The organism is Pseudomonas sp. MF6755 (assembly GCF_016405635.1).
Taxonomy (GTDB): Bacteria; Pseudomonadota; Gammaproteobacteria; order Pseudomonadales; family Pseudomonadaceae; genus Aquipseudomonas; species Aquipseudomonas haemolytica.
In genome coordinates this window covers 122,434-140,909 of the sequence record NZ_JAEKDA010000007.1, presented here as the reverse complement: position 1 = coordinate 140,909, position 18,476 = coordinate 122,434, and the positions used below count along the sequence as shown (strand labels likewise).

Here is an 18,476-nt window from a genome sequence, read left to right as displayed (position 1 = left end):
GCATATCCGTTATTCAGGTAGCGGCTGCTTATGGTTCCGCCCTTACGGCGGGCCACTTTCGAAGAGCCGGAATACCGGCCCAGGCGAAAGTAACCAAACCGCTCTCGCCCCACCACTCGGCACCTTGCCTAGGCTCAAAAGCAGATCAAGAGCAGCTCGCTCCGCATCGTGATTACGAGGGAGAGGGTGTCGATAGCCATACTTATGCGTTAAGCCGCACCTGTTTTTCCAGCTCCAACTTCAAACCTGGCTCAAGTTTCAGTTGGCGGGCCAACTCGTCCAGGTAGGCCTTTTCCATGAAGTTTTCCTCGTCCACCAGCATCACGCTGGCGATGTACATTTCGGCGGCCATTTCCGGGGTGCTGGCGGCGCGTGCGACGTCGGCGGGGTCCAGGGGTTTGTTGAGTTCGCCGTGCAGCCAGTGTTGCAGCTCCTGGTCGTTGTCCAGCTTGGTGAATTCCCCTTCGATCAACGCACGCTCGCGCTCGTCCACATGCCCGTCTGCCTTGGCGGCTGCCACCAGCGCCTTGAGGATGCCCTGGCTGTGTTGCTCGACCTGGGCCGGTGGCAGGCGGTCGAGGGTTTGCGGTTCGCCTTGGGGGGCGCTGGCCTGCTGGGCTTGCCAGTTACCATAGGCCTTGTAGGCGATCACGCCCAGTGCAGCCAGGCCGCCGTAGGTCAGGGCCTTGCCGCCGAATTTGCGCGCCTTCTTGTTGCCCAGAAGCAGGCCCATGGCCCCAGCCGCCAGGGCGCCGCCGCCGGCACCGCCGAGCATGCTGCCGAGCCCGCCACCGCCGAGCAAGCCGCCGAGGGCGCCTTTGTCATTGGACTTACGTTGGCCGCCAGCCTTGTTTTGCAACATGTCCTGGCCAGATTTGAGCAACTGATCGAGCAATCCACGGGTATTCATTCGTAGCCTCCAGACACTTGGGTTCATAGGACCAATAGGCCTCCAGCGTAAAACTAAGTGCCAAAAAGCCGCGATCTAGAGTGCTTCCAGATGTAACGTTCTACTGCCATGCTGGAAATGTCTTGTTGCACATGTGACGCCATCATCCCGCCATCAATCATTTTTCCTTGTTCATCGAACCGCTTAAGCTATCCGGCGTCTGTTTATTGTCCGTTGCGTTTGGCCGAAGGCATGTCCGAACCGTTATTTTTGATCCGCTACGTGCCAGGAACGGCGCGGGATTTGCTCACGACAGGTTGTCTCTATGCACCGCAGGAATTTGCTCAAAGCATCCATGGCCATTGCGGCTTACACCGGTTTGTCGGCCAGTGGCCTGCTGGCCGCGCAGGCTTGGGCCGGAAACCGAGCCGCCGATGGCAAGGCCGTGGCGTTCGATTTCGAATCGCTCAAGGCGCAAGCCAAGCAATTGGCCACTCGGGGCTATCAGGACACTAAGCAGGTGCTGCCACCGACCCTGGCCACCATGACCCCGCAGAATTTCAACGCCATCGGCTATGACGGCAACCATTCGTTGTGGAAGGAGTTGAACGGCCAACTGGACGTGCAGTTTTTCCACGTCGGCATGGGCTTCAAGACACCGGTGCGCATGCACAGCGTCGATCCCAAGACCCGTGAAGCCCGCGAGGTGCATTTCCGCCCTTCGCTGTTCAACTATGAAAAAACCACAGTGGACACCCAGCAACTGACCGGCGACCTGGGTTTCTCCGGCTTCAAGCTGTTCAAGGCGCCGGAGCTGGACCGCCATGACGTGCTGTCGTTTCTCGGCGCCAGCTACTTCCGCGCAGTAGACTCCACCGGCCAATACGGCCTGTCGGCCCGTGGCCTGGCAATTGATACCTACGCGAAAAAACGCGAGGAATTCCCCGATTTCACGCAGTTCTGGTTCGAAACCCCGGACAAGAACGCCACCCGCTTTGTGGTCTACGCCCTGCTCGACTCGCCAAGCGCGACCGGCGCCTACCGCTTTGATATCGACTGCCAGGCCAACCAAGTGGTGATGGCAATCGATGCGCACATCAATGCGCGTACCGCCATCGAACAACTAGGCATCGCGCCGATGACCAGCATGTTCAGCTGCGGCACCCATGAGCGGCGCATGTGCGACACCATCCACCCGCAGATCCACGATTCGGACCGCCTGGCCATGTGGCGTGGCAACGGCGAGTGGATCTGCCGCCCGCTGAACAACCCGGCCAAGCTGCAATTCAATGCATTCGCCGACACCGACCCCAAAGGCTTTGGCCTGGTGCAGACCGACCATGAGTTCGCCAGCTATCAGGACACGGTCGACTGGTACAGCAAGCGCCCTAGCCTGTGGGTTGAACCTACCACGGCGTGGGGCGAAGGCTCGATCGACCTGCTGGAAATCCCCACCACTGGCGAAACCCTGGACAATATCGTGGCCTTCTGGACCCCGAAGAAGCCCGTGGCCGCCGGTGATTCCCTCAACTACGGCTACAAGCTGTACTGGAGCGCCCTACCGCCAGTCAGCACACCGCTGGCGCAGGTCGACGCGACACGTTCAGGCATGGGCGGCTTTACCGAAGGTTGGGCCCCCGGCGAACATTACCCGAAAGTCTGGGCGCGGCGTTTCGCCGTAGACTTCAAGGGCGGCGGCCTGGATCGCCTGCCACCGGGTACCGGCATCGAACCGGTAGTGACCTGCTCCCATGGCGAGGTGAAAGATTTCAGCGTGCTGGTGCTGGACAACATCAAGGGCTATCGCATCCTGTTCGATTGGTACCCTACCAGTGACAGTGTGGAACCCGTGGAACTGCGCCTGTTCATTCGCACACAGGACCGCACCTTGAGCGAAACCTGGCTCTATCAATACTTCCCGCCCGCGCCGGAGCAACGTAAGTACACCTGACGCCAACCAAACGGATCATTCCCACGCGGGAACGTGGGAATGATCGTATATGACTCAAAACCGCGACACGCTCTTCATCGCCCCAATCAGATAGCGCATCGCCACCTGATCGTTCTCGGTCAGCGCCCGGTACTGCGCCAGCAGCTCCACTTCATCTGAACTCAACCTTCGCCCCCGCAAGGGCATCCGGCGGCTAAGGAAAGACGCCACTACACCCGCTACGCCATAGGATTTGGCCATGGACCGTTTACTCCTGATGTCAGTCAAAACTCCTGTTGCCCATTTCCCATCTCCCGTGAAGCGCAATGCCTCTGCGGACCAGCAGCCTGCCTCCCTGGGCCAGAAGTCGGGCTTACCCTAAGCGTAGAAACTATCTCGTCCCGCGTGGGATTTTTTTAGAGTATTAACTTAAATAAATAACCTCAGTCATAAAAACCTACAGTTATTACTCACGCAGTAGTCGATACAGGTGAATGCCACAGGGTGCCTGCGCAAACAGTGCGGGATGGGGTTGCTGTAACGCGAGCAAGAAAAAACCCACCGTTTCAGGGTGGGTTTTTCAGCATGCTGCGCAAGATCAATCCCTGAGGTCCGACTCATGGATGGGCTGATCCCTGTGGGTCGCCCGTTGATACTGCGCAGGCCAGATTGCCTTGCGCCCGCCCAGATCATCGTCCGCATGCAGCGGCCAATAAGGATCACGCAGCAGTTCACGAGCCAGGAAGATAATGTCGGCCTGGCAGGTACGCAGGATATGCTCGGCCTGGGCCGGCTCAGTGATCATGCCGACCGTGCCGGTGGCGATGCCCGACTCCTTGCGTACCCGTTCGGCGAAGCGTGTCTGGTAGCCGGGGCCGGTGGGGATCTCGGCATTGGCAGCGGTGCCACCAGAGGACACATCGATCAGGTCAACGCCCAAGTCTTTCAGGCGGCGCGCCAATTCCACGGTTTCATCCGGGTTCCAGCCGTCTTCCACCCAATCGGTGGCCGATACCCGCACGAACAGCGGCAGCTCCTGGGGCCAGGCGGCGCGCACGGCCTTGGTCACCTCCAGCACCAGGCGAATACGGTTTTCGAACGAGCCGCCGTAGTGATCCTGGCGCTGGTTGCTGATCGGCGAAAGAAACTGATGCAGCAGGTAACCATGGGCCGCATGGATTTCCACCACTTCAAAACCTGCGGTCAAGGCGCGCTTGGCGGCGGCGACGAAGTCGGCGATCACTTGCTGGATCTGCCCTTCGTCCAGTGGCTTGGGCTGGGTGTGGTTAGGGTCGAAGGCAATCGGCGATGGGCCCACGGGCACCCAGCCGCCCTCTTGCGGCTTGACGCTGCCATGCTTGCCGATCCATGGCCGATAGGTACTGGCCTTGCGCCCGGCATGGGCCAGTTGAATACCCGCCACTGCCCCCTGGGCGGCGATAAAGCGCGTGATGCGCTGCAGTGGTTCGATCTGGGCGTCGTTCCACAAGCCCAAATCCTGGGCGGTGATACGCCCATCGGCAGTCACGGCGGTGGCTTCAGTGAAAATCAGCCCGGCGCCCCCCACGGCGCGGCTGCCGAGATGCACCAGGTGCCAGTCATTGGCCAGGCCATCGTCACTTGAGTATTGGCACATCGGCGAGACCGCGATGCGGTTGAGCAGGGTCAATTGGCGCAGGGTATAGGGTTCGAGCAGCTGACTCATGGCGCACCTCTTCTGGGTTCTATGGGCACTGTTCAACAGTGCTTAGAGCCTAGTCGACAACCTTCGATTGCACAGGGTTCAGAAAGGAAAGCGGGAGCCGATTGCCGGCTCCCGTGGTGCAGCGCCTTACATTTCGACCTGGGTGCCCAGTTCGATCACACGGTTTACCGGCAGCTTGAAAAAGCGCAGGTTGCCGTTGGCGTTCTTCAACATGAAGGCGAACAAGGCTTCGCGCCAGCGCGCCATACCCTTGATACGCGAGGCGATCACCGTTTCACGGCTGAGGAAATAGGTGGTACGCATGGGGCTGAAGTCCAAGTCATCCAGGTGGCACAGCTTCAGCGCCTCGGGCACATCCGGCTCGTCGGTAAAGCCGAAGTGCAGGATCACCCGGAAGAAGCCTTCGCCATAGGAGTCCACCTCAAAGCGCCGTGCGGCAGGCACCCGTGGAATGTCCTCGTAGACCACTGTCAGCAGCACCACTTGCTCGTGCAGCACCTGGTTATGCAGCAGGTTGTGCAACAGCGCGTGGGGGACGGCGTCCGGGCGAGCGGTCAGGAACACGGCGGTGCCCTGCACCCGATGGGGCGGTTGCACGCGGATACTGTTGATAAAGATCGGCAACGGCAGGCCGCCCTCATCGAGCCGCTCGACCAGCAATTGCTTGCCGCGCTTCCAGGTGGTCATCAGCACGAACAACACGATCCCCGCGAGTACCGGGAAGGCGCCGCCCTGAATCACCTTGGGCACGTTGGCGGCAAAGAACAGGCCGTCCACCAACAGGCAGCAGAGCAACACCGGCACGGCCAGCACTGGTGGCCATTTCCACAGCAGCAGCATGACCGCCGACACCAGGATGGTGGTCATCAGCATGGTGCCCGTTACGGCTACACCGTAGGCCGAGGCCAGGGCGCCTGAGGATTCGAAGCCCAGCACCAGCAGGATCACGCCCACCATCAGCGACCAGTTCACGGCGCCGATATAGATCTGGCCCTGCTCGGCACTGGAGGTGTGCTGGATATGCATGCGCGGGATGTAACCCAACTGGATGGCCTGGCGGGTCAACGAGAACGCACCGGAGATCACCGCCTGAGACGCGATCACCGTGGCCAGTGTGGACAAGCCCACCAACGGGATCAGCGCCCAGCTCGGCGCCAGCAGATAAAACGGGTTGCGTGCGGCTTCCGGATCGCCCAACAGCATCGCGCCCTGGCCGAAATAGTTGAGCACCAGCGCCGGCAGCACCAGCAAGAACCAGGCGCGGGCAATGGGTTTGCGACCGAAGTGGCCCATGTCGGCATACAGCGCTTCGGCGCCGGTCAACGCCAGCACCACCGCGCCGAGGATCGCCACGCCAATGCCGGGGTGCACCATAAAGAAACGCACGCCCCATACCGGGTTCAGCGCATTCAGCACTTCCGGCTGCTGCAGGATGCCGTACACACCCAGGCCACCCAGCACCAGGAACCAGGTGACCATCACCGGGCCGAACAGCTTGCCGATACGATCGGTGCCGTGCTTCTGGATCAGGAACAGCGCCACCAGCACGATCAACGCGATGGGCACTACCCATTTTTCCAGACCGTCAAACGCCAGTTCCAGGCCCTCGATGGCCGACAACACGGAAATGGCCGGGGTGATCATGCTGTCGCCATAGAACAGCGCCGCGCCACACAGGCCGCAAACCACCAGGAAACTGCGCAATTTAGCGCGCTCCCCGGCCGCTCGCCGCGCCAACGCTGTGAGCGCCATGATGCCGCCCTCGCCCTGGTTATCGGCGCGCAGCACGAACAGCATGTACTTGATCGATACCACCCAGATCAGCGACCAAAAAATCAGCGCCAGGATCCCCAAGACGCCGTCATGGTTGACCTGCACCCCATAACCACCGTTGAACACCTCTTTAAGGGTGTAGAGCGGGCTGGTCCCGATATCGCCATAAACCACCCCGACCGCTGCCACCAGCATGCCAATCGGCTTGGCGTTTGAATGCTCGGCACCTGCTGCCTGACTACTTGCCTGACCCATCAACCACTCCTGCCCTTTGACCTGAGGTCTTTTATAAACAGCACGTCTAAGCTGACCCTAGCATGCGCTGTTTTACTTCTCGTAACAGACGTTTTATTGACCCAAGGGCTTTACCCATGCGCAACGGCGCGAAGCATAGCGCAGCACTCGTCGCATTTCCCTGCATAAAGCTGGTCAAGTGCGTTGCCCGTCGCTAGAATTGCGCACTTTTTGATCAGAGGCGCACCAAGCGCCCGTCCGTTGCCGTGTCGTGCACGACCGGCAGCGTCATTCAATACCGAGGTTAGACATGTCCACCACCATCGCAAAAGCCAACCCCAAGGTTGGCTTTGTTTCCCTGGGTTGCCCGAAGGCCCTGGTCGACTCCGAGCGCATCCTCACGCAATTGCGTATGGAAGGCTATGACGTCGTGTCCACTTACCAGGACGCCGATGTGGTGGTGGTCAACACCTGCGGCTTCATCGATTCGGCAAAAGCTGAGTCTTTGGAAGTGATCGGTGAAGCCATCAAGGAAAACGGCAAGGTCATCGTCACCGGCTGCATGGGTGTGGAAGAAGGCAATATCCGCAACGTACACCCGAGTGTGCTGGCCGTGACCGGCCCGCAGCAGTACGAGCAGGTGGTCAACGCCGTGCACGAAGTGGTGCCGCCTCGCCAGGACCACAACCCGCTGATCGACCTGGTGCCGCCCCAAGGCATCAAGCTGACCCCGCGCCACTACGCGTACCTGAAGATTTCCGAAGGCTGCAACCACAGTTGCAGCTTCTGCATCATTCCGTCGATGCGCGGCAAGCTGGTGAGCCGCCCGGTCGGTGACGTACTCGACGAGGCCCAGCGCCTGGTCAAGTCCGGCGTCAAGGAGTTGCTGGTGATCTCCCAAGACACCAGCGCCTACGGCGTCGACGTGAAATACCGCACTGGTTTCTGGAACGGCGCGCCGGTGAAAACCCGCATGACCGAACTCTGCGAAGCCCTCAGCAGCCTGGGCGTGTGGGTACGCCTGCACTACGTTTACCCGTACCCGCACGTGGACGAGCTGATCCCGATGATGGCCGCCGGCAAGATCCTGCCGTACCTGGACATCCCGTTCCAGCACGCCAGCCCGAAAGTACTCAAGGCGATGAAACGCCCGGCCTTCGAAGACAAGACCCTGGCACGCATCAAGAACTGGCGCGAGATCTGCCCGGAACTGATCATCCGTTCCACCTTTATCGTCGGCTTCCCCGGCGAAACCGAAGAAGACTTCCAGTACCTGCTGGATTGGCTGACCGAAGCGCAGCTGGATCGCGTCGGGTGCTTCCAGTACTCACCGGTGGAAGGCGCCCCAGCCAACCTGCTGGACCTGGCCGTGGTGCCGGACGACGTCAAGCAAGACCGTTGGGAGCGTTTCATGGCGCACCAGCAAGCGATCAGCTCGGCGCGCCTACAACTGCGCATCGGCAAGGAAATCGAAGTGCTGATCGACGAAGTCGACGAGCAGGGCGCGGTTGGCCGCTGTTTCTTCGATGCCCCGGAAATCGACGGTAACGTGTTTATCGACGATGCCAGCGGCTTGAAGCCGGGCGACAAGGTCTGGTGCACCGTGACCGACGCCGACGAGTACGACTTGTGGGCTGAAAAGCGCGACTGATAGCGTTTGCGTAATATTTTGAAAAAGCCTCGCCTCTGACAAGATGCGGGGCTTTTTTCGGTCTATCGTTTTGCCCATCAACGCCAATTACGGCAAGGGGCAGCGGGCATGCGTCAGCATTCGGTTATCCACACACCTAAAACCAGCGATTACACGCGCTTGGCGCAGATCTGGGAAGACTCGGTACGCGCCACCCACGATTTTCTGCCGGGCAGCTATATCGACTTGCTGAAAAACCTGGTGCTGACTCGCTACCTGGACGCGGTGATGCTGATCTGCACCAAGGACTCACGCCAGCACATCACCGGGTTCGCCGGGGTGGCAGCGGGCAAAGTGGAGATGCTGTTTATCGACCCGCAACACCGTGGCCAGGGCCTGGGGCGGCAACTGTTGCGCTATGCGATCGAACATATGAATGCCGATGAGCTGGACGTCAACGAACAGAACCCCCAGGCCTTGGGTTTCTACTTCAAGCAAGGCTTCGAAGTGATCGGACGCACGGAGCATGATGGCCTTGGACGGCCTTACCCGTTGCTGCATATGCGTTTGCGCCAGCTGCAGCAACAGGCGCGCCAGGGTTAAATGAAATGGGCTCGGGATTAACCGGCGCCAGGCAGGTACAATAGCTGCCCCCTTTTGTTACGGCCCTTGTCATGACTGACCCCATACGCCTCTCCAAACGCCTTATCGAACTGGTCGGTTGCTCCCGTCGGGAGGCCGAGCTGTTTATCGAAGGCGGCTGGGTCTCGGTGGACGGCGAAGTGATCGACGAGCCGCAGTTCAAGGTCACTACGGAGAAAGTCGAGCTCGACCCGCAGGCCAAAGCCACCGCGCCCGAGCCGGTGACCATCCTGCTGCACGCACCGGTGGGTGTGGATGCTGAAACCGCCATGGCCTCGATCAGCGCCGAGACCTTGTCCGAAGAACACCGCTTCAGCAAGCGCCCGCTCAAGGGGCACTTCCTGCGCCTGACCGCCAGCGCCGACCTGCAAGCCAAGGCCAGCGGCCTGCTGGTGTTCACCCAGGACTGGAAGATTCTGCGCAAGTTGACTGCCGATGCCGCCAAGATCGAGCAGGAATATGTGGTGGAAGTCGAAGGCGACATGGTTGCCCACGGCCTCAACCGCCTGAACCACGGCCTGACCTACAAAGGCAAAGAGCTGCCGGCCGTCAAAGCCAGCTGGCAGAACGAAAACCGCCTGCGTTTTGCGATGAAAAATCCGCAACCCGGCGTGATCGCGCTGTTCTGCGAAGCGGTTGGCCTGAAAGTCATCGCCATCCGCCGTATCCGCATCGGCGGCGTGTCCATCGGCAAGGTGCCAGTGGGCCAATGGCGCTACTTGTCCGCCAAAGAGAAGTTCTAAGCCGTTCCCCCTTTCTCGGCACCGACATAGTTGCGCGGTGCCCTCAGTTGAATACCAGGATTGCCCACCATGATTCACAACGACGTACTGCGCAGCGTGCGCTACATGCTCGACATCAGCGACAACAAGATGGTCGAGATCATCAAGCTCGGCGGCATGGACGTGACCAAGGAAGACCTGCTGACCTACCTCAAGAAAGATGAGGAAGAAGGCTTTGTATTCTGCCCGGACGACGTCATGGCGCACTTCCTCGATGGCTTGGTGATCTTCAAGCGCGGCAAGGACGAAAGCCGTCCGCCGCAGCCGATCGAAACGCCGGTGACCAACAACATCATCCTGAAAAAACTGCGCGTGGCCTTCGAACTGAAGGAAGACGACATGCATGCGATCCTCAAGGCTGCGGAGTTCCCGGTATCCAAGCCTGAGCTGAGCGCACTGTTCCGTAAGTTCGGCCACACCAACTATCGTCCGTGCGGCGACCAGTTGCTGCGCAACTTCCTCAAGGGCCTGACGCTGCGGGTTCGCGCTTAAGCCATGAGTTATCAGGTCTCGCCCGTCGGCTTCGTACGCTCCTGCTTCAAGGAGAAGTTCGCCATCCCACGCCAACCGCAACTGGCGCCAGCCGCCCGCGGCGTGCTGGAGCTGGTGGCGCCGTTCGACCAGGGCGAGGCGGTGCAGGGCTTGGAGCAGGTCAGCCATGTGTGGCTGCTGTTCCTGTTCCATCAGGCCCTGGAAGACAAGCCGCGCCTGAAAGTGCGCCCGCCGCGCCTGGGCGGCAACACCTCCATGGGCGTGTTTGCCACACGCGCCACCCATCGCCCCAACGGCATTGGCCAGTCGGTGGTGAAGTTGGACAAGGTGGAACCTGGGCGGCTGTGGATATCCGGGATTGATCTGCTTGACGGCACGCCAGTGTTGGATATCAAGCCGTATGTGCCGTATGCCGACATTATCGACAGCGCCACTAACAGCATCGCCAGCAGCGCGCCGCAGTTGATTGCTGTGCAGTGGCTCAAGACAGCGCTGCAACAGGCGCAAGGCCACGCTCAGCGCCTGGACGAGCCGTTGGTGGCGTTGATTGAGCAGTGTTTGGCGCAGGATCCGCGGCCGGCTTACCAGGTTCCTACCTCTGAACGGGAGTATGGAGCACAATTCTGGGATGTGGATGTGCGCTGGCACTATCCAGAGCCCGGGATGATCTGTGTGCTGGAAGTGGTTTGCGCTAACTGAATAAACCGGAAACCAAATGTGGGAGGGGGCTTGCTCCCGATGGGGGTGATTCAGTCAACTTACATGTCGACTGACCCACCCCCCATCGGGAGCAAGCCCCCTCCCACATTCAGATCTTCTGTGTTGCCCAGTCAGCGCATGGACTGACTGCTTTACTTCTCGACGAACGCACGCTCGATCAAGTAATCACCAGGCTCACGCATCCGTGGCGAAACTTTCAGGCCGAAGCTGTTCAACACTTCGCTGGTCTCGTCCAGCATGCTTGGGCTGCCGCACAACATGGCACGGTCGTCTTCGGGGTTGATCGGCGGCAGGCCGATGTCGCTGAACAGCTTGCCGCTGCGCATCAGGTCGGTCAGGCGGCCTTCGTTTTCGAACGGCTCGCGGGTCACGGTCGGGTAGTAGATCAACTTGTCACGCAGGGCCTCGCCGAAGAATTCGTTCTGCGGCAGGTGCTCGGTGATGAATTCGCGGTAGGCGACTTCGTTGACGTAACGCACGCCGTGGCACAGGATCACTTTTTCGAAACGCTCATAGGTTTCCGGGTCCTGGATCACGCTCATGAATGGGGCGAGGCCAGTACCGGTGCTGAGCAGGTACAGGTGTTTGCCCGGCTTCAAATCGTCAAGCACCAGGGTGCCTGTCGGTTTTTTGCTGATGATGATCTCGTCGCCTTCCTTCAAGTGCTGCAATTGGGAAGTCAGCGGGCCATCGGGCACCTTGATGCTGAAGAACTCCAGATGCTCTTCCCAGTTCGGGCTGGCAATCGAGTAAGCGCGCATGAGCGGGCGGCCGTTGGGCTGTTGCAGGCCGATCATCACGAACTGACCGTTCTCGAAGCGCAAGCCCGGGTCGCGGGTGCACTTGAAGCTGAACAGAGTGTCGTTCCAGTGATGAACACTGAGGACACGCTCGTGGTTCATGTTGCTCATGTACGGGGAACTCCTGGAAATGGGTCTGCGCCAAATGATAGGTGCGCAATTGCACAGCATTCTAATGGCGGCGACAATATCTGTTAACTGGATTATTAAGATAAGGGTTATCGGTTATATCGATATGCGATTTACTCTCCGTCAACTGCAAGTCTTCGTCGCCGTCGCCCAGCAAGAAAGCGTCTCCCGCGCTGCTGGCCTTCTGGCCTTATCCCAATCCGCCGCCAGCACGTCGATCACCGAGCTGGAGCGCCAATCCAGCTGCCAATTATTCGACCGCGCCGGCAAACGCCTGAGCCTCAACGCCCTCGGCCATCAGCTATTGCCCCAGGCCGTGGCCCTGCTCGACCAGGCCAAGGAGATCGAGGACCTGCTCAACGGCAAGTCCGGCTTCGGCTCCCTGGCGGTCGGCGCCACCCTGACCATCGGCAATTACCTGGCGACGCTGCTGATTGGCAGCTTTATGCAGCAACACCCCGAGAGCCAAGTGAAGCTACATGTGCAGAACACTGCACATATCGTGCATCAGGTAGCGCACTACGAAATTGACCTGGGTCTAATCGAAGGCGACTGCAGCCACCCGGATATCGAAGTGCAGACCTGGGTAGAAGACGAGTTGGTAGTGTTTTGTGCACCCCAGCATCACTTGGCCAAGCGTGGCGTGGCGAGCATGGACGAATTGACCCATGAAGCGTGGATACTGCGGGAACAAGGCTCGGGCACGCGCCTGACCTTTGACCAGGCCATGCGTCATCACCGCAGCGCGTTGAATATCCGCCTGGAGCTGGAACACACCGAGGCAATCAAGCGGGCGGTGGAGTCGGGGCTGGGGATTGGCTGCATTTCGCGGCTGGCGCTACGCGATGCGTTCCGCCGTGGCAGCCTGGTGCCGGTGGAAACCCCGGACCTGGACCTGGCCCGGCAGTTCTACTTCATCTGGCATAAACAGAAGTACCAGACCTCGGCGATGCGCGAGTTTCTCGAACTGTGCCGCGCCTTCACCGCTGGGGTGCAGCGCAGCGACGAGATCGTGCTGCCGAGCATCGCCTGATCCTCAGATCAGGATCACGGCCCACACCAGGGTGATCATGGTCAGGGCCACGAATTGCGCGGCGCTGCCCATGTCCTTGGCGTTTTTTGACAAGGGGTGACGGTCCAGGGAGATGCGATCGATCGCTGCTTCTACCGCTGAGTTGAGCAATTCGACGATCAAGGCCAACAGGCACACCGCAATCAGCAGCGCCCGTTCAACCCGACTGACCTGCAGGAAAAAGCTCACTGGGATCAGGATAACGTTCAGCAACACCAGTTGGCGGAATGCCGCCTCGCCGGTGAAAGCCGCGCGCAGACCATCCAGGGAATAGCCCCCTGCATTGAAGATACGTTTGATACCGGTTTGACCCTTGAAAGGCGACATAGACGTAGGCAACTGAACCAAAGAAGTGGGGAAGCTAGATCACGCAAAGTCAAAAAAGCGTGAATCGGTTGTAACTTAATGCTGCGAAATTGACTCAAGTTGTTGCAAGAGCAGCGCCGCCTGGGTCCGCGTACGAACCCCCAGCTTGCGAAAGATCGCCGTGACGTGAGCCTTGATGGTCGCTTCCGACACGCTCAGCTCGTAGGCTATCTGCTTGTTCAACAACCCCTCGCAGACCATGGTCAGCACCCGGAACTGCTGGGGCGTCAGGCTGGCAAGACCGTCACGGGCAGCCTTGGCTTCATCGGACACATTGATTTCTTCAAACGCCTGGGGCGGCCACGACACATCGCCATCCAACACCGTGCGCACGGCTTTCTGGATATCTTCCATCGCGCTGGACTTGGGAATGAAACCGCTGGCACCAAACTCCTTGGAGCGCACCACCACGTCGGCTTCTTCCTGGGCCGAAACCATTACCACAGGGATCTGCGGGTATTGCCCGCGCAGCAGCACCAGCCCGGAGAAGCCGTAGGCGCCGGGCATGTTCAGGTCGAGCAGTACCAGGTCCCAGTCGGATTTTTCGGTGAGGCGGGCTTCCAGTTCGGCGATGCTGGCCACTTCGACCAGGCGTACATCAGGGCCCAGGCCCAGGGTTACCGCCTGATGCAGTGCGCTGCGAAACAGCGGGTGATCATCGGCTATCAGGATTTCGTATGTGGCCATTGGTTAAATGATCCTGTTTTTTATGGGAGCCCTGATGGGTTCAGGGTTCACCAATACACGAGGCGACGGCCAGGCAGCTATCGCCACAGGGCCCGCTCAACGTCAAAAAGCCTTTGAAACGACGTCGAGAATTCACGGTTGCGCCCCAATCGGCGCCCAGCATGCCCAGCGCAGCCTGGAGGGTCAAGCACTACGCCCGCGGGCATTTTAGCGGGTTACAAGTTTACGGTGCCATCATGCAAACGTCGTCTGGCTAGACTGCCGGGATATAGGGTGCGAGGCGCGCATGAACAGCGTCAGTCGGGTCCAGAGGCATTTGGAACTTGGCAGCCAGGTAATGGGTGCTGAATACATCGAGGTAGGCATCCAACACTTCGCTGGCAGCCACGTCTGCGGCCAACTCCAGACACAGTGCCGCCACCTCGGCTGTACAGAAATGGTCATCACGCTTGGAGCGCCGCAGTTTGTAGCGCGACAACTGCTCTGGCGCCAGGCTCAGCACCGGCAAATGCTCCAGATAAGGGCTTTTGCGAAACATCTTGCGCGCTTCGCTCCAGGTACCGTCCAGCAGGATAAACAGCGGACGCTTGCCCGCCTCCACATGGACTTGACTGACCACCCTTTCCGGCGCCACGAACTCACCGGGGAAGACGATGTATGGCTGCCACTGCGGGTCGGCCAGCAACCTGAGCAATTCGGGATCGACTTCGGTACGCGACCAGGCGAATGCAGTGGTGTCGTCAATTACATCGGCGATCAGCCAACCAGTGTTGCTGGGTTTCATCGGTTCAACATCATGCATCAGCAGGCACATGGCGGACTTGGCCGCAACTTTGGGTCTCCACGCGCACAAACAGTATTCGGGAATTACCCGACAGCCGGGGCAGCGCTCAGCTCGGGAACCACGATTTAGAAACGGCCTGACGGCACGCGCCAAGCGCTCAGTGCGCAAGCGAGAAACAGCGTGACTCATCGGGCACGCGGCGAGGAAAAGGTAATCGACACGGAAGAAACTCGTGGAAAACAGAAGTGACGGCAGTTTACCAGCGATACGCCTGGCTGTAGTGGCAAGGGCTCACCTATAATTGCGCGCCACTGAACGCACAGCGCAGTGGCTGGTCTATGCACCAGTAACCGAATCAGGAGAGTTTCATGCTGCGTTCCATGCTGCGCCTTGTTGCCCCATCCGTCGCCCTTGCGTTGGTCTTGCCTATGGGCGCCCACGCGGCCTCGCTGCTGGAGGCTCAAATGAACAGGAAGCTGCAAAGCGTCGCGGCCGAAAGCAACAAGGACCTGCCCCGGGAAATCGATGAAAAAACCCTGGAAGTGGCCTACACCGTTGAAGGCATGCAGCTGATTGACCACCTCAGCGTGCAACCTGATCGCGCCGAACAGATGCGTGCCAACCCCAAGGCTGTGTATTTCCAGCTGGGCCGCAGTGTGTGTACCAACCCGGGCTACCGCGAGTTGATGGCCAAGGGCGCGGTGATGCGCTACGAAATCACCGAGAACAAGACCAACCGCCCTGTGGCGTCAGTCAAGTTCGTTGAGGCTGATTGCCCGGCTCCGGCAAAGAAGAAAAAGTAACCTCTGCTTGACCTTCGCGCGCTGCTGTTCAGCGGCGCGCACTCCCCCGCTCCATTTCCTGCCAACGACTAAACTCCGTGATGAGTAACCAATAAGCGGTTGCCAGCCAAGGGTTTTTCGGCCCATGATCAAGCCATCCCGATACGCCCATACACAGCAGTTTCAATGCTGTTCTGTAACACTTTCAGGGCAAAAGAGTCCTGCCGTCCTTCGGCATGCAGCGACACATGCAGTGTCGTGGCCCCGACGACGCTTTCGTCGACTACCCAGGCCCTGTAAAGAAGGAGAAGTTGAATGCCTTATGAATCGAATGAGCAGTTGCTCCGTCATTTTGAAGAAAACGGGACCGACCTCACGCAGCAGGTCGACGCACAAATCCAGCTGGTCGCTCCAAACAGTCCGAATATCCCCCTTTATCGCGACATGATTCTCACCGTCCTGCGCATGGCCCAGGATGACCGCGACCGCTGGAACGCCAAGATCACCCTGCGCGCCATCCGCGAACTGGACCATGCCTTTCGTGTGCTGGAACAGTTCAAGGGGCGGCGCAAGGTGACCGTGTTCGGCTCGGCACGCACGCCCGTGGAAAGCCCACTGTATGCGTTAGCCCGAGAAGTGGGTGCTGCGTTGGCGCGTTCCGACCTGATGGTCATCACCGGCGGTGGCGGAGGCATCATGGCCGCAGCCCACGAAGGCGCGGGCCTGGAGCACAGCCTGGGGTTCAACATTACGCTGCCGTTTGAACAGCACGCCAACCCGACCATTGATGGCACTGACAACCTGCTGTCGTTCCACTTCTTCTTTACCCGAAAGCTGTTCTTCGTCAAGGAGGCCGACGCGCTGGTGTTGTGCCCAGGTGGTTTCGGCACTCTCGACGAGGCACTGGAAGTCCTGACCCTGATCCAGACCGGCAAGAGCCCGCTGGTACCAGTGGTGTTGCTGGATGCGCCGGGCGGTGGTTTCTGGCAAGGCGCCCTGGACTTTATCCGCAGCCAGTTGGAAGCCAATCGCTACATCCTGCCCACCGACCTCAAGCTGATCCGCCTGGTCTACAGCGCCGAAGAAGCAGTCGACGAGATCAACCAGTTTTACGCCAACTTCCACTCCACACGCTGGTTGAAACGCGAGTTTGTGGTGCGCATGCATCATCCTCTGAGTGATAGCGCCCTGGCCCACTTGCAGGAAGAGTTTGCCAGCCTGCGACTCAATGGTGAATTCCAGCAACTCGCCTATACGGGCGAGGATCATGACGAACCGAGGTTCAGCCATTTGACACGCCTGGTGTTCAACTTCAACGGCCGCGACCAAGGGCGACTGCGGGAATTGGTGGATTACATCAACCTGCCGGAAAACTGGGCACAGGCCCAGGGCAAAACGCAGCAACGGGTGACGCCAGAACCCGCGTGATTTTTTGCAGGCGAAAAAAAAGGCCCACTATTTTCATAGTGGGCCTTTTGTTTTGTGGCTTTCAGTCGTCCATATCCCGGCCGCTTAACAAGCGACTGATCATGTCCATGGAAAACCCGCGATAACTCAGGAAGCGCCCCTGCTTCGCACGCTCCCTGGCATCAATCGGAAGATGGCCCGCAAACTTGCGACGCCACGTATCTTCCAACTGCGACTGCCAACTGATACCGCACTCACGCAGGGCAAGGTCAATATCAGCACGTTGCAGGCCGCGCTGGCTAAGCTCTTCGCGAATTCGCGCCGGGCCGTAGCCAGAGCGCGCTCGGTAAGACACAAAGCTTTCAAGGTAACGGGCTTCCGACAACAGGCCTTCTTCCGTCAACCGGTCGAGGGCTGTTTCGATCATCTCAGGCTCTGCGCCGCGCTGACGCAACTTACGCGTCAGCTCGACTCGACCATGCTCGCGGCGAGCGAGCAGGTCCATCGCAGTGCGCCGAACGGCGACAAGTGTATCCAGTACAACAGTCATCGTTTGCTTCAGATGTCAGTGTCGGCTTCTTCCATTTCGTCAACCGGTTCGCGGTTGGCGGCAGCTTTCACGTCTGGCGCTGGGGTCAGCAGCTTGTCGCGAATCTGCTTCTCAAGCGTGGCAGCGATATCCGGGTTGTCCGCCAGGAACTTGGCCGAGTTGGCCTTGCCCTGACCGATCTTGCTGCCGTTGTAGGCATACCAGGCACCGGACTTCTCGACGAAACCGTGCAGCACGCCCAGGTCGATCATCTCGCCGTTCAGGTAGATACCCTTACCGTAGAGAATCTGGAACTCGGCTTGACGGAATGGCGGCGCCACTTTGTTCTTCACGACCTTGACGCGGGTTTCGCTACCGACAACCTCGTCACCTTCCTTCACCGCGCCAGTACGGCGGATGTCCAGACGGACCGAAGCGTAGAACTTCAGCGCGTTACCACCGGTGGTGGTTTCCGGGCTGCCGAACATCACGCCAATCTTCATACGGATCTGGTTGATGAAGATCACCAGGCAGTTGGCGTTCTTGATGTTACCGGTGATTTTACGCAGCGCCTGGGACATCAGGCGGGCTTGCAGGCCTACGTGCATGTCGCCCATTTCGCCTTCGATCTCAGCCTTGGGTACCAGGGCGGCCACGGAGTCGACCACGATCACGTCGATGGCGTTGGAGCGCACCAGCATGTCGGTGATTTCCAGGGCTTGCTCACCGGTGTCCGGCTGGGAAACCAACAGGTCATCAACGTTGACGCCCAGCTTGCCGGCGTATTCAGGATCCAGGGCGTGCTCGGCGTCGACGAACGCGCAGGTGGCGCCCATCTTTTGCGCCTGGGCGATCACCGACAGGGTCAGGGTGGTTTTACCGGAAGATTCAGGACCGTAGATTTCAACGATACGGCCTTTTGGCAGGCCGCCAATGCCGAGCGCGATGTCCAGACCCAGAGAGCCAGTGGAAATAGCCGGGATCGCCTGGCGGTCGTGATCGCCCATACGCATTACGGCACCCTTGCCGAATTGACGTTCGATCTGACCCAGGGCCGCAGCCAAGGCTTTCTTCTTGTTGTCGTCCATTAAAGTCCTCACGTAATCAATAAGGCCTGACGGCC

At 59.6% G+C, this 18,476-nt stretch carries 19 protein-coding genes; 9 read left to right on the top strand and 10 right to left on the bottom strand.

Features of this window, described 5'->3' with window-relative positions; genetic code table 11:
- Positions 1 to 202: 202 nt before the first annotated feature.
- Positions 203 to 910 (bottom strand): tellurite resistance TerB family protein, encoded by a 708-nt coding sequence (locus JFT66_RS10950; RefSeq protein WP_034118402.1) that lies wholly within the window; start codon positions 908 to 910, stop codon positions 203 to 205.
- A 304-nt stretch (positions 911 to 1,214) separates the two neighbouring features.
- Between JFT66_RS10950 and JFT66_RS10945 the strand changes: the two genes are divergently transcribed.
- Positions 1,215 to 2,840 carry a glucan biosynthesis protein D gene (locus JFT66_RS10945; RefSeq protein ID WP_153837596.1) on the top strand — a complete coding sequence of 542 codons (1,626 nt, stop codon included), beginning with the start codon at positions 1,215 to 1,217 and terminating at the stop codon, positions 2,838 to 2,840.
- A 54-nt stretch (positions 2,841 to 2,894) separates the two neighbouring features.
- Here the strand turns inward: JFT66_RS10945 and JFT66_RS10940 are convergent, their stop codons facing one another.
- From JFT66_RS10940 to JFT66_RS10930, 3 genes are all read right to left on the bottom strand, one after another.
- Complete coding sequence (locus JFT66_RS10940; protein WP_153837595.1) at positions 2,895 to 3,080, bottom strand: hypothetical protein; 186 nt, start codon at positions 3,078 to 3,080, stop codon at positions 2,895 to 2,897.
- A gap of 337 nt (positions 3,081 to 3,417) precedes the next feature.
- A complete protein-coding gene (locus tag JFT66_RS10935; protein ID WP_153837594.1) occupies positions 3,418 to 4,524 on the bottom strand; it encodes an NADH:flavin oxidoreductase/NADH oxidase in 1,107 nt (368 codons plus the stop codon).
- Between the two features lie 126 nt (positions 4,525 to 4,650).
- Complete coding sequence (locus JFT66_RS10930) at positions 4,651 to 6,552, bottom strand: potassium transporter Kup (RefSeq protein WP_034118398.1); 1,902 nt, start codon at positions 6,550 to 6,552, stop codon at positions 4,651 to 4,653.
- A 289-nt stretch (positions 6,553 to 6,841) separates the two neighbouring features.
- Between JFT66_RS10930 and rimO the strand changes: the two genes are divergently transcribed.
- From rimO to tsaA, 5 genes are all read left to right on the top strand, one after another.
- Positions 6,842 to 8,182 (top strand): 30S ribosomal protein S12 methylthiotransferase RimO, encoded by a 1,341-nt coding sequence (gene rimO, locus JFT66_RS10925; RefSeq protein WP_233097072.1) that lies wholly within the window; start codon positions 6,842 to 6,844, stop codon positions 8,180 to 8,182.
- A gap of 108 nt (positions 8,183 to 8,290) precedes the next feature.
- Complete coding sequence (locus tag JFT66_RS10920; RefSeq protein WP_034118396.1) at positions 8,291 to 8,764, top strand: GNAT family N-acetyltransferase; 474 nt, start codon at positions 8,291 to 8,293, stop codon at positions 8,762 to 8,764.
- A 71-nt stretch (positions 8,765 to 8,835) separates the two neighbouring features.
- On the top strand, positions 8,836 to 9,546 hold the full coding sequence (locus tag JFT66_RS10915) for an rRNA pseudouridine synthase (protein WP_034118395.1): 711 nt from the start codon (positions 8,836 to 8,838) through the stop codon (positions 9,544 to 9,546).
- A gap of 69 nt (positions 9,547 to 9,615) precedes the next feature.
- Positions 9,616 to 10,077 (top strand): DUF1456 family protein, encoded by a 462-nt coding sequence (locus tag JFT66_RS10910; protein ID WP_034118394.1) that lies wholly within the window; start codon positions 9,616 to 9,618, stop codon positions 10,075 to 10,077.
- Positions 10,078 to 10,080: 3 nt separating this feature from the next.
- The gene (gene tsaA, locus JFT66_RS10905) at positions 10,081 to 10,776 is read left to right on the top strand and encodes a tRNA (N6-threonylcarbamoyladenosine(37)-N6)-methyltransferase TrmO (RefSeq protein ID WP_153839799.1); all 696 of its coding nucleotides are present in this window, start codon (positions 10,081 to 10,083) and stop codon (positions 10,774 to 10,776) included.
- 152 nt (positions 10,777 to 10,928) lie between these two features.
- On the opposite strand, the gene fpr is transcribed toward tsaA, so the two are convergent.
- Positions 10,929 to 11,708 carry a ferredoxin-NADP reductase gene (fpr, locus tag JFT66_RS10900; protein WP_003189055.1) on the bottom strand — a complete coding sequence of 260 codons (780 nt, stop codon included), beginning with the start codon at positions 11,706 to 11,708 and terminating at the stop codon, positions 10,929 to 10,931.
- A gap of 124 nt (positions 11,709 to 11,832) precedes the next feature.
- Between fpr and JFT66_RS10895 the strand changes: the two genes are divergently transcribed.
- Positions 11,833 to 12,759, top strand: a complete 927-nt coding sequence (locus JFT66_RS10895; protein ID WP_010212678.1) for a LysR family transcriptional regulator — start codon at positions 11,833 to 11,835, stop codon at positions 12,757 to 12,759.
- A 3-nt stretch (positions 12,760 to 12,762) separates the two neighbouring features.
- On the opposite strand, the gene JFT66_RS10890 is transcribed toward JFT66_RS10895, so the two are convergent.
- The 3 genes from JFT66_RS10890 to JFT66_RS10880 form a co-directional block, all read right to left on the bottom strand.
- Complete coding sequence (locus JFT66_RS10890) at positions 12,763 to 13,125, bottom strand: diacylglycerol kinase (RefSeq protein ID WP_019817716.1); 363 nt, start codon at positions 13,123 to 13,125, stop codon at positions 12,763 to 12,765.
- 75 nt (positions 13,126 to 13,200) lie between these two features.
- The gene (erdR, locus tag JFT66_RS10885) at positions 13,201 to 13,851 is read right to left on the bottom strand and encodes a response regulator transcription factor ErdR (RefSeq protein ID WP_003189050.1); all 651 of its coding nucleotides are present in this window, start codon (positions 13,849 to 13,851) and stop codon (positions 13,201 to 13,203) included.
- A gap of 253 nt (positions 13,852 to 14,104) precedes the next feature.
- Positions 14,105 to 14,824 carry a tRNA-uridine aminocarboxypropyltransferase gene (locus JFT66_RS10880; protein ID WP_198859255.1) on the bottom strand — a complete coding sequence of 240 codons (720 nt, stop codon included), beginning with the start codon at positions 14,822 to 14,824 and terminating at the stop codon, positions 14,105 to 14,107.
- 179 nt (positions 14,825 to 15,003) lie between these two features.
- Here JFT66_RS10880 and JFT66_RS10875 point away from each other — a divergent pair, with 179 nt between their 5' ends.
- Together JFT66_RS10875 and JFT66_RS10870 are read left to right on the top strand one after the other, a co-directional pair.
- On the top strand, positions 15,004 to 15,438 hold the full coding sequence (locus JFT66_RS10875; RefSeq protein ID WP_153870336.1) for a PA3611 family quorum-sensing-regulated virulence factor: 435 nt from the start codon (positions 15,004 to 15,006) through the stop codon (positions 15,436 to 15,438).
- Positions 15,439 to 15,732: 294 nt separating this feature from the next.
- The gene (locus tag JFT66_RS10870; protein WP_034118390.1) at positions 15,733 to 16,845 is read left to right on the top strand and encodes a TIGR00730 family Rossman fold protein; all 1,113 of its coding nucleotides are present in this window, start codon (positions 15,733 to 15,735) and stop codon (positions 16,843 to 16,845) included.
- 61 nt (positions 16,846 to 16,906) lie between these two features.
- Here JFT66_RS10870 and recX read toward each other — a convergent pair whose 3' ends face one another.
- Positions 16,907 to 17,374, bottom strand: a complete 468-nt coding sequence (gene recX / locus JFT66_RS10865; protein ID WP_034118389.1) for a recombination regulator RecX — start codon at positions 17,372 to 17,374, stop codon at positions 16,907 to 16,909.
- Between the two features lie 8 nt (positions 17,375 to 17,382).
- Positions 17,383 to 18,441 carry a recombinase RecA gene (gene recA / locus JFT66_RS10860; RefSeq protein ID WP_005785454.1) on the bottom strand — a complete coding sequence of 353 codons (1,059 nt, stop codon included), beginning with the start codon at positions 18,439 to 18,441 and terminating at the stop codon, positions 17,383 to 17,385.
- Positions 18,442 to 18,476 lie beyond the last annotated feature (35 nt).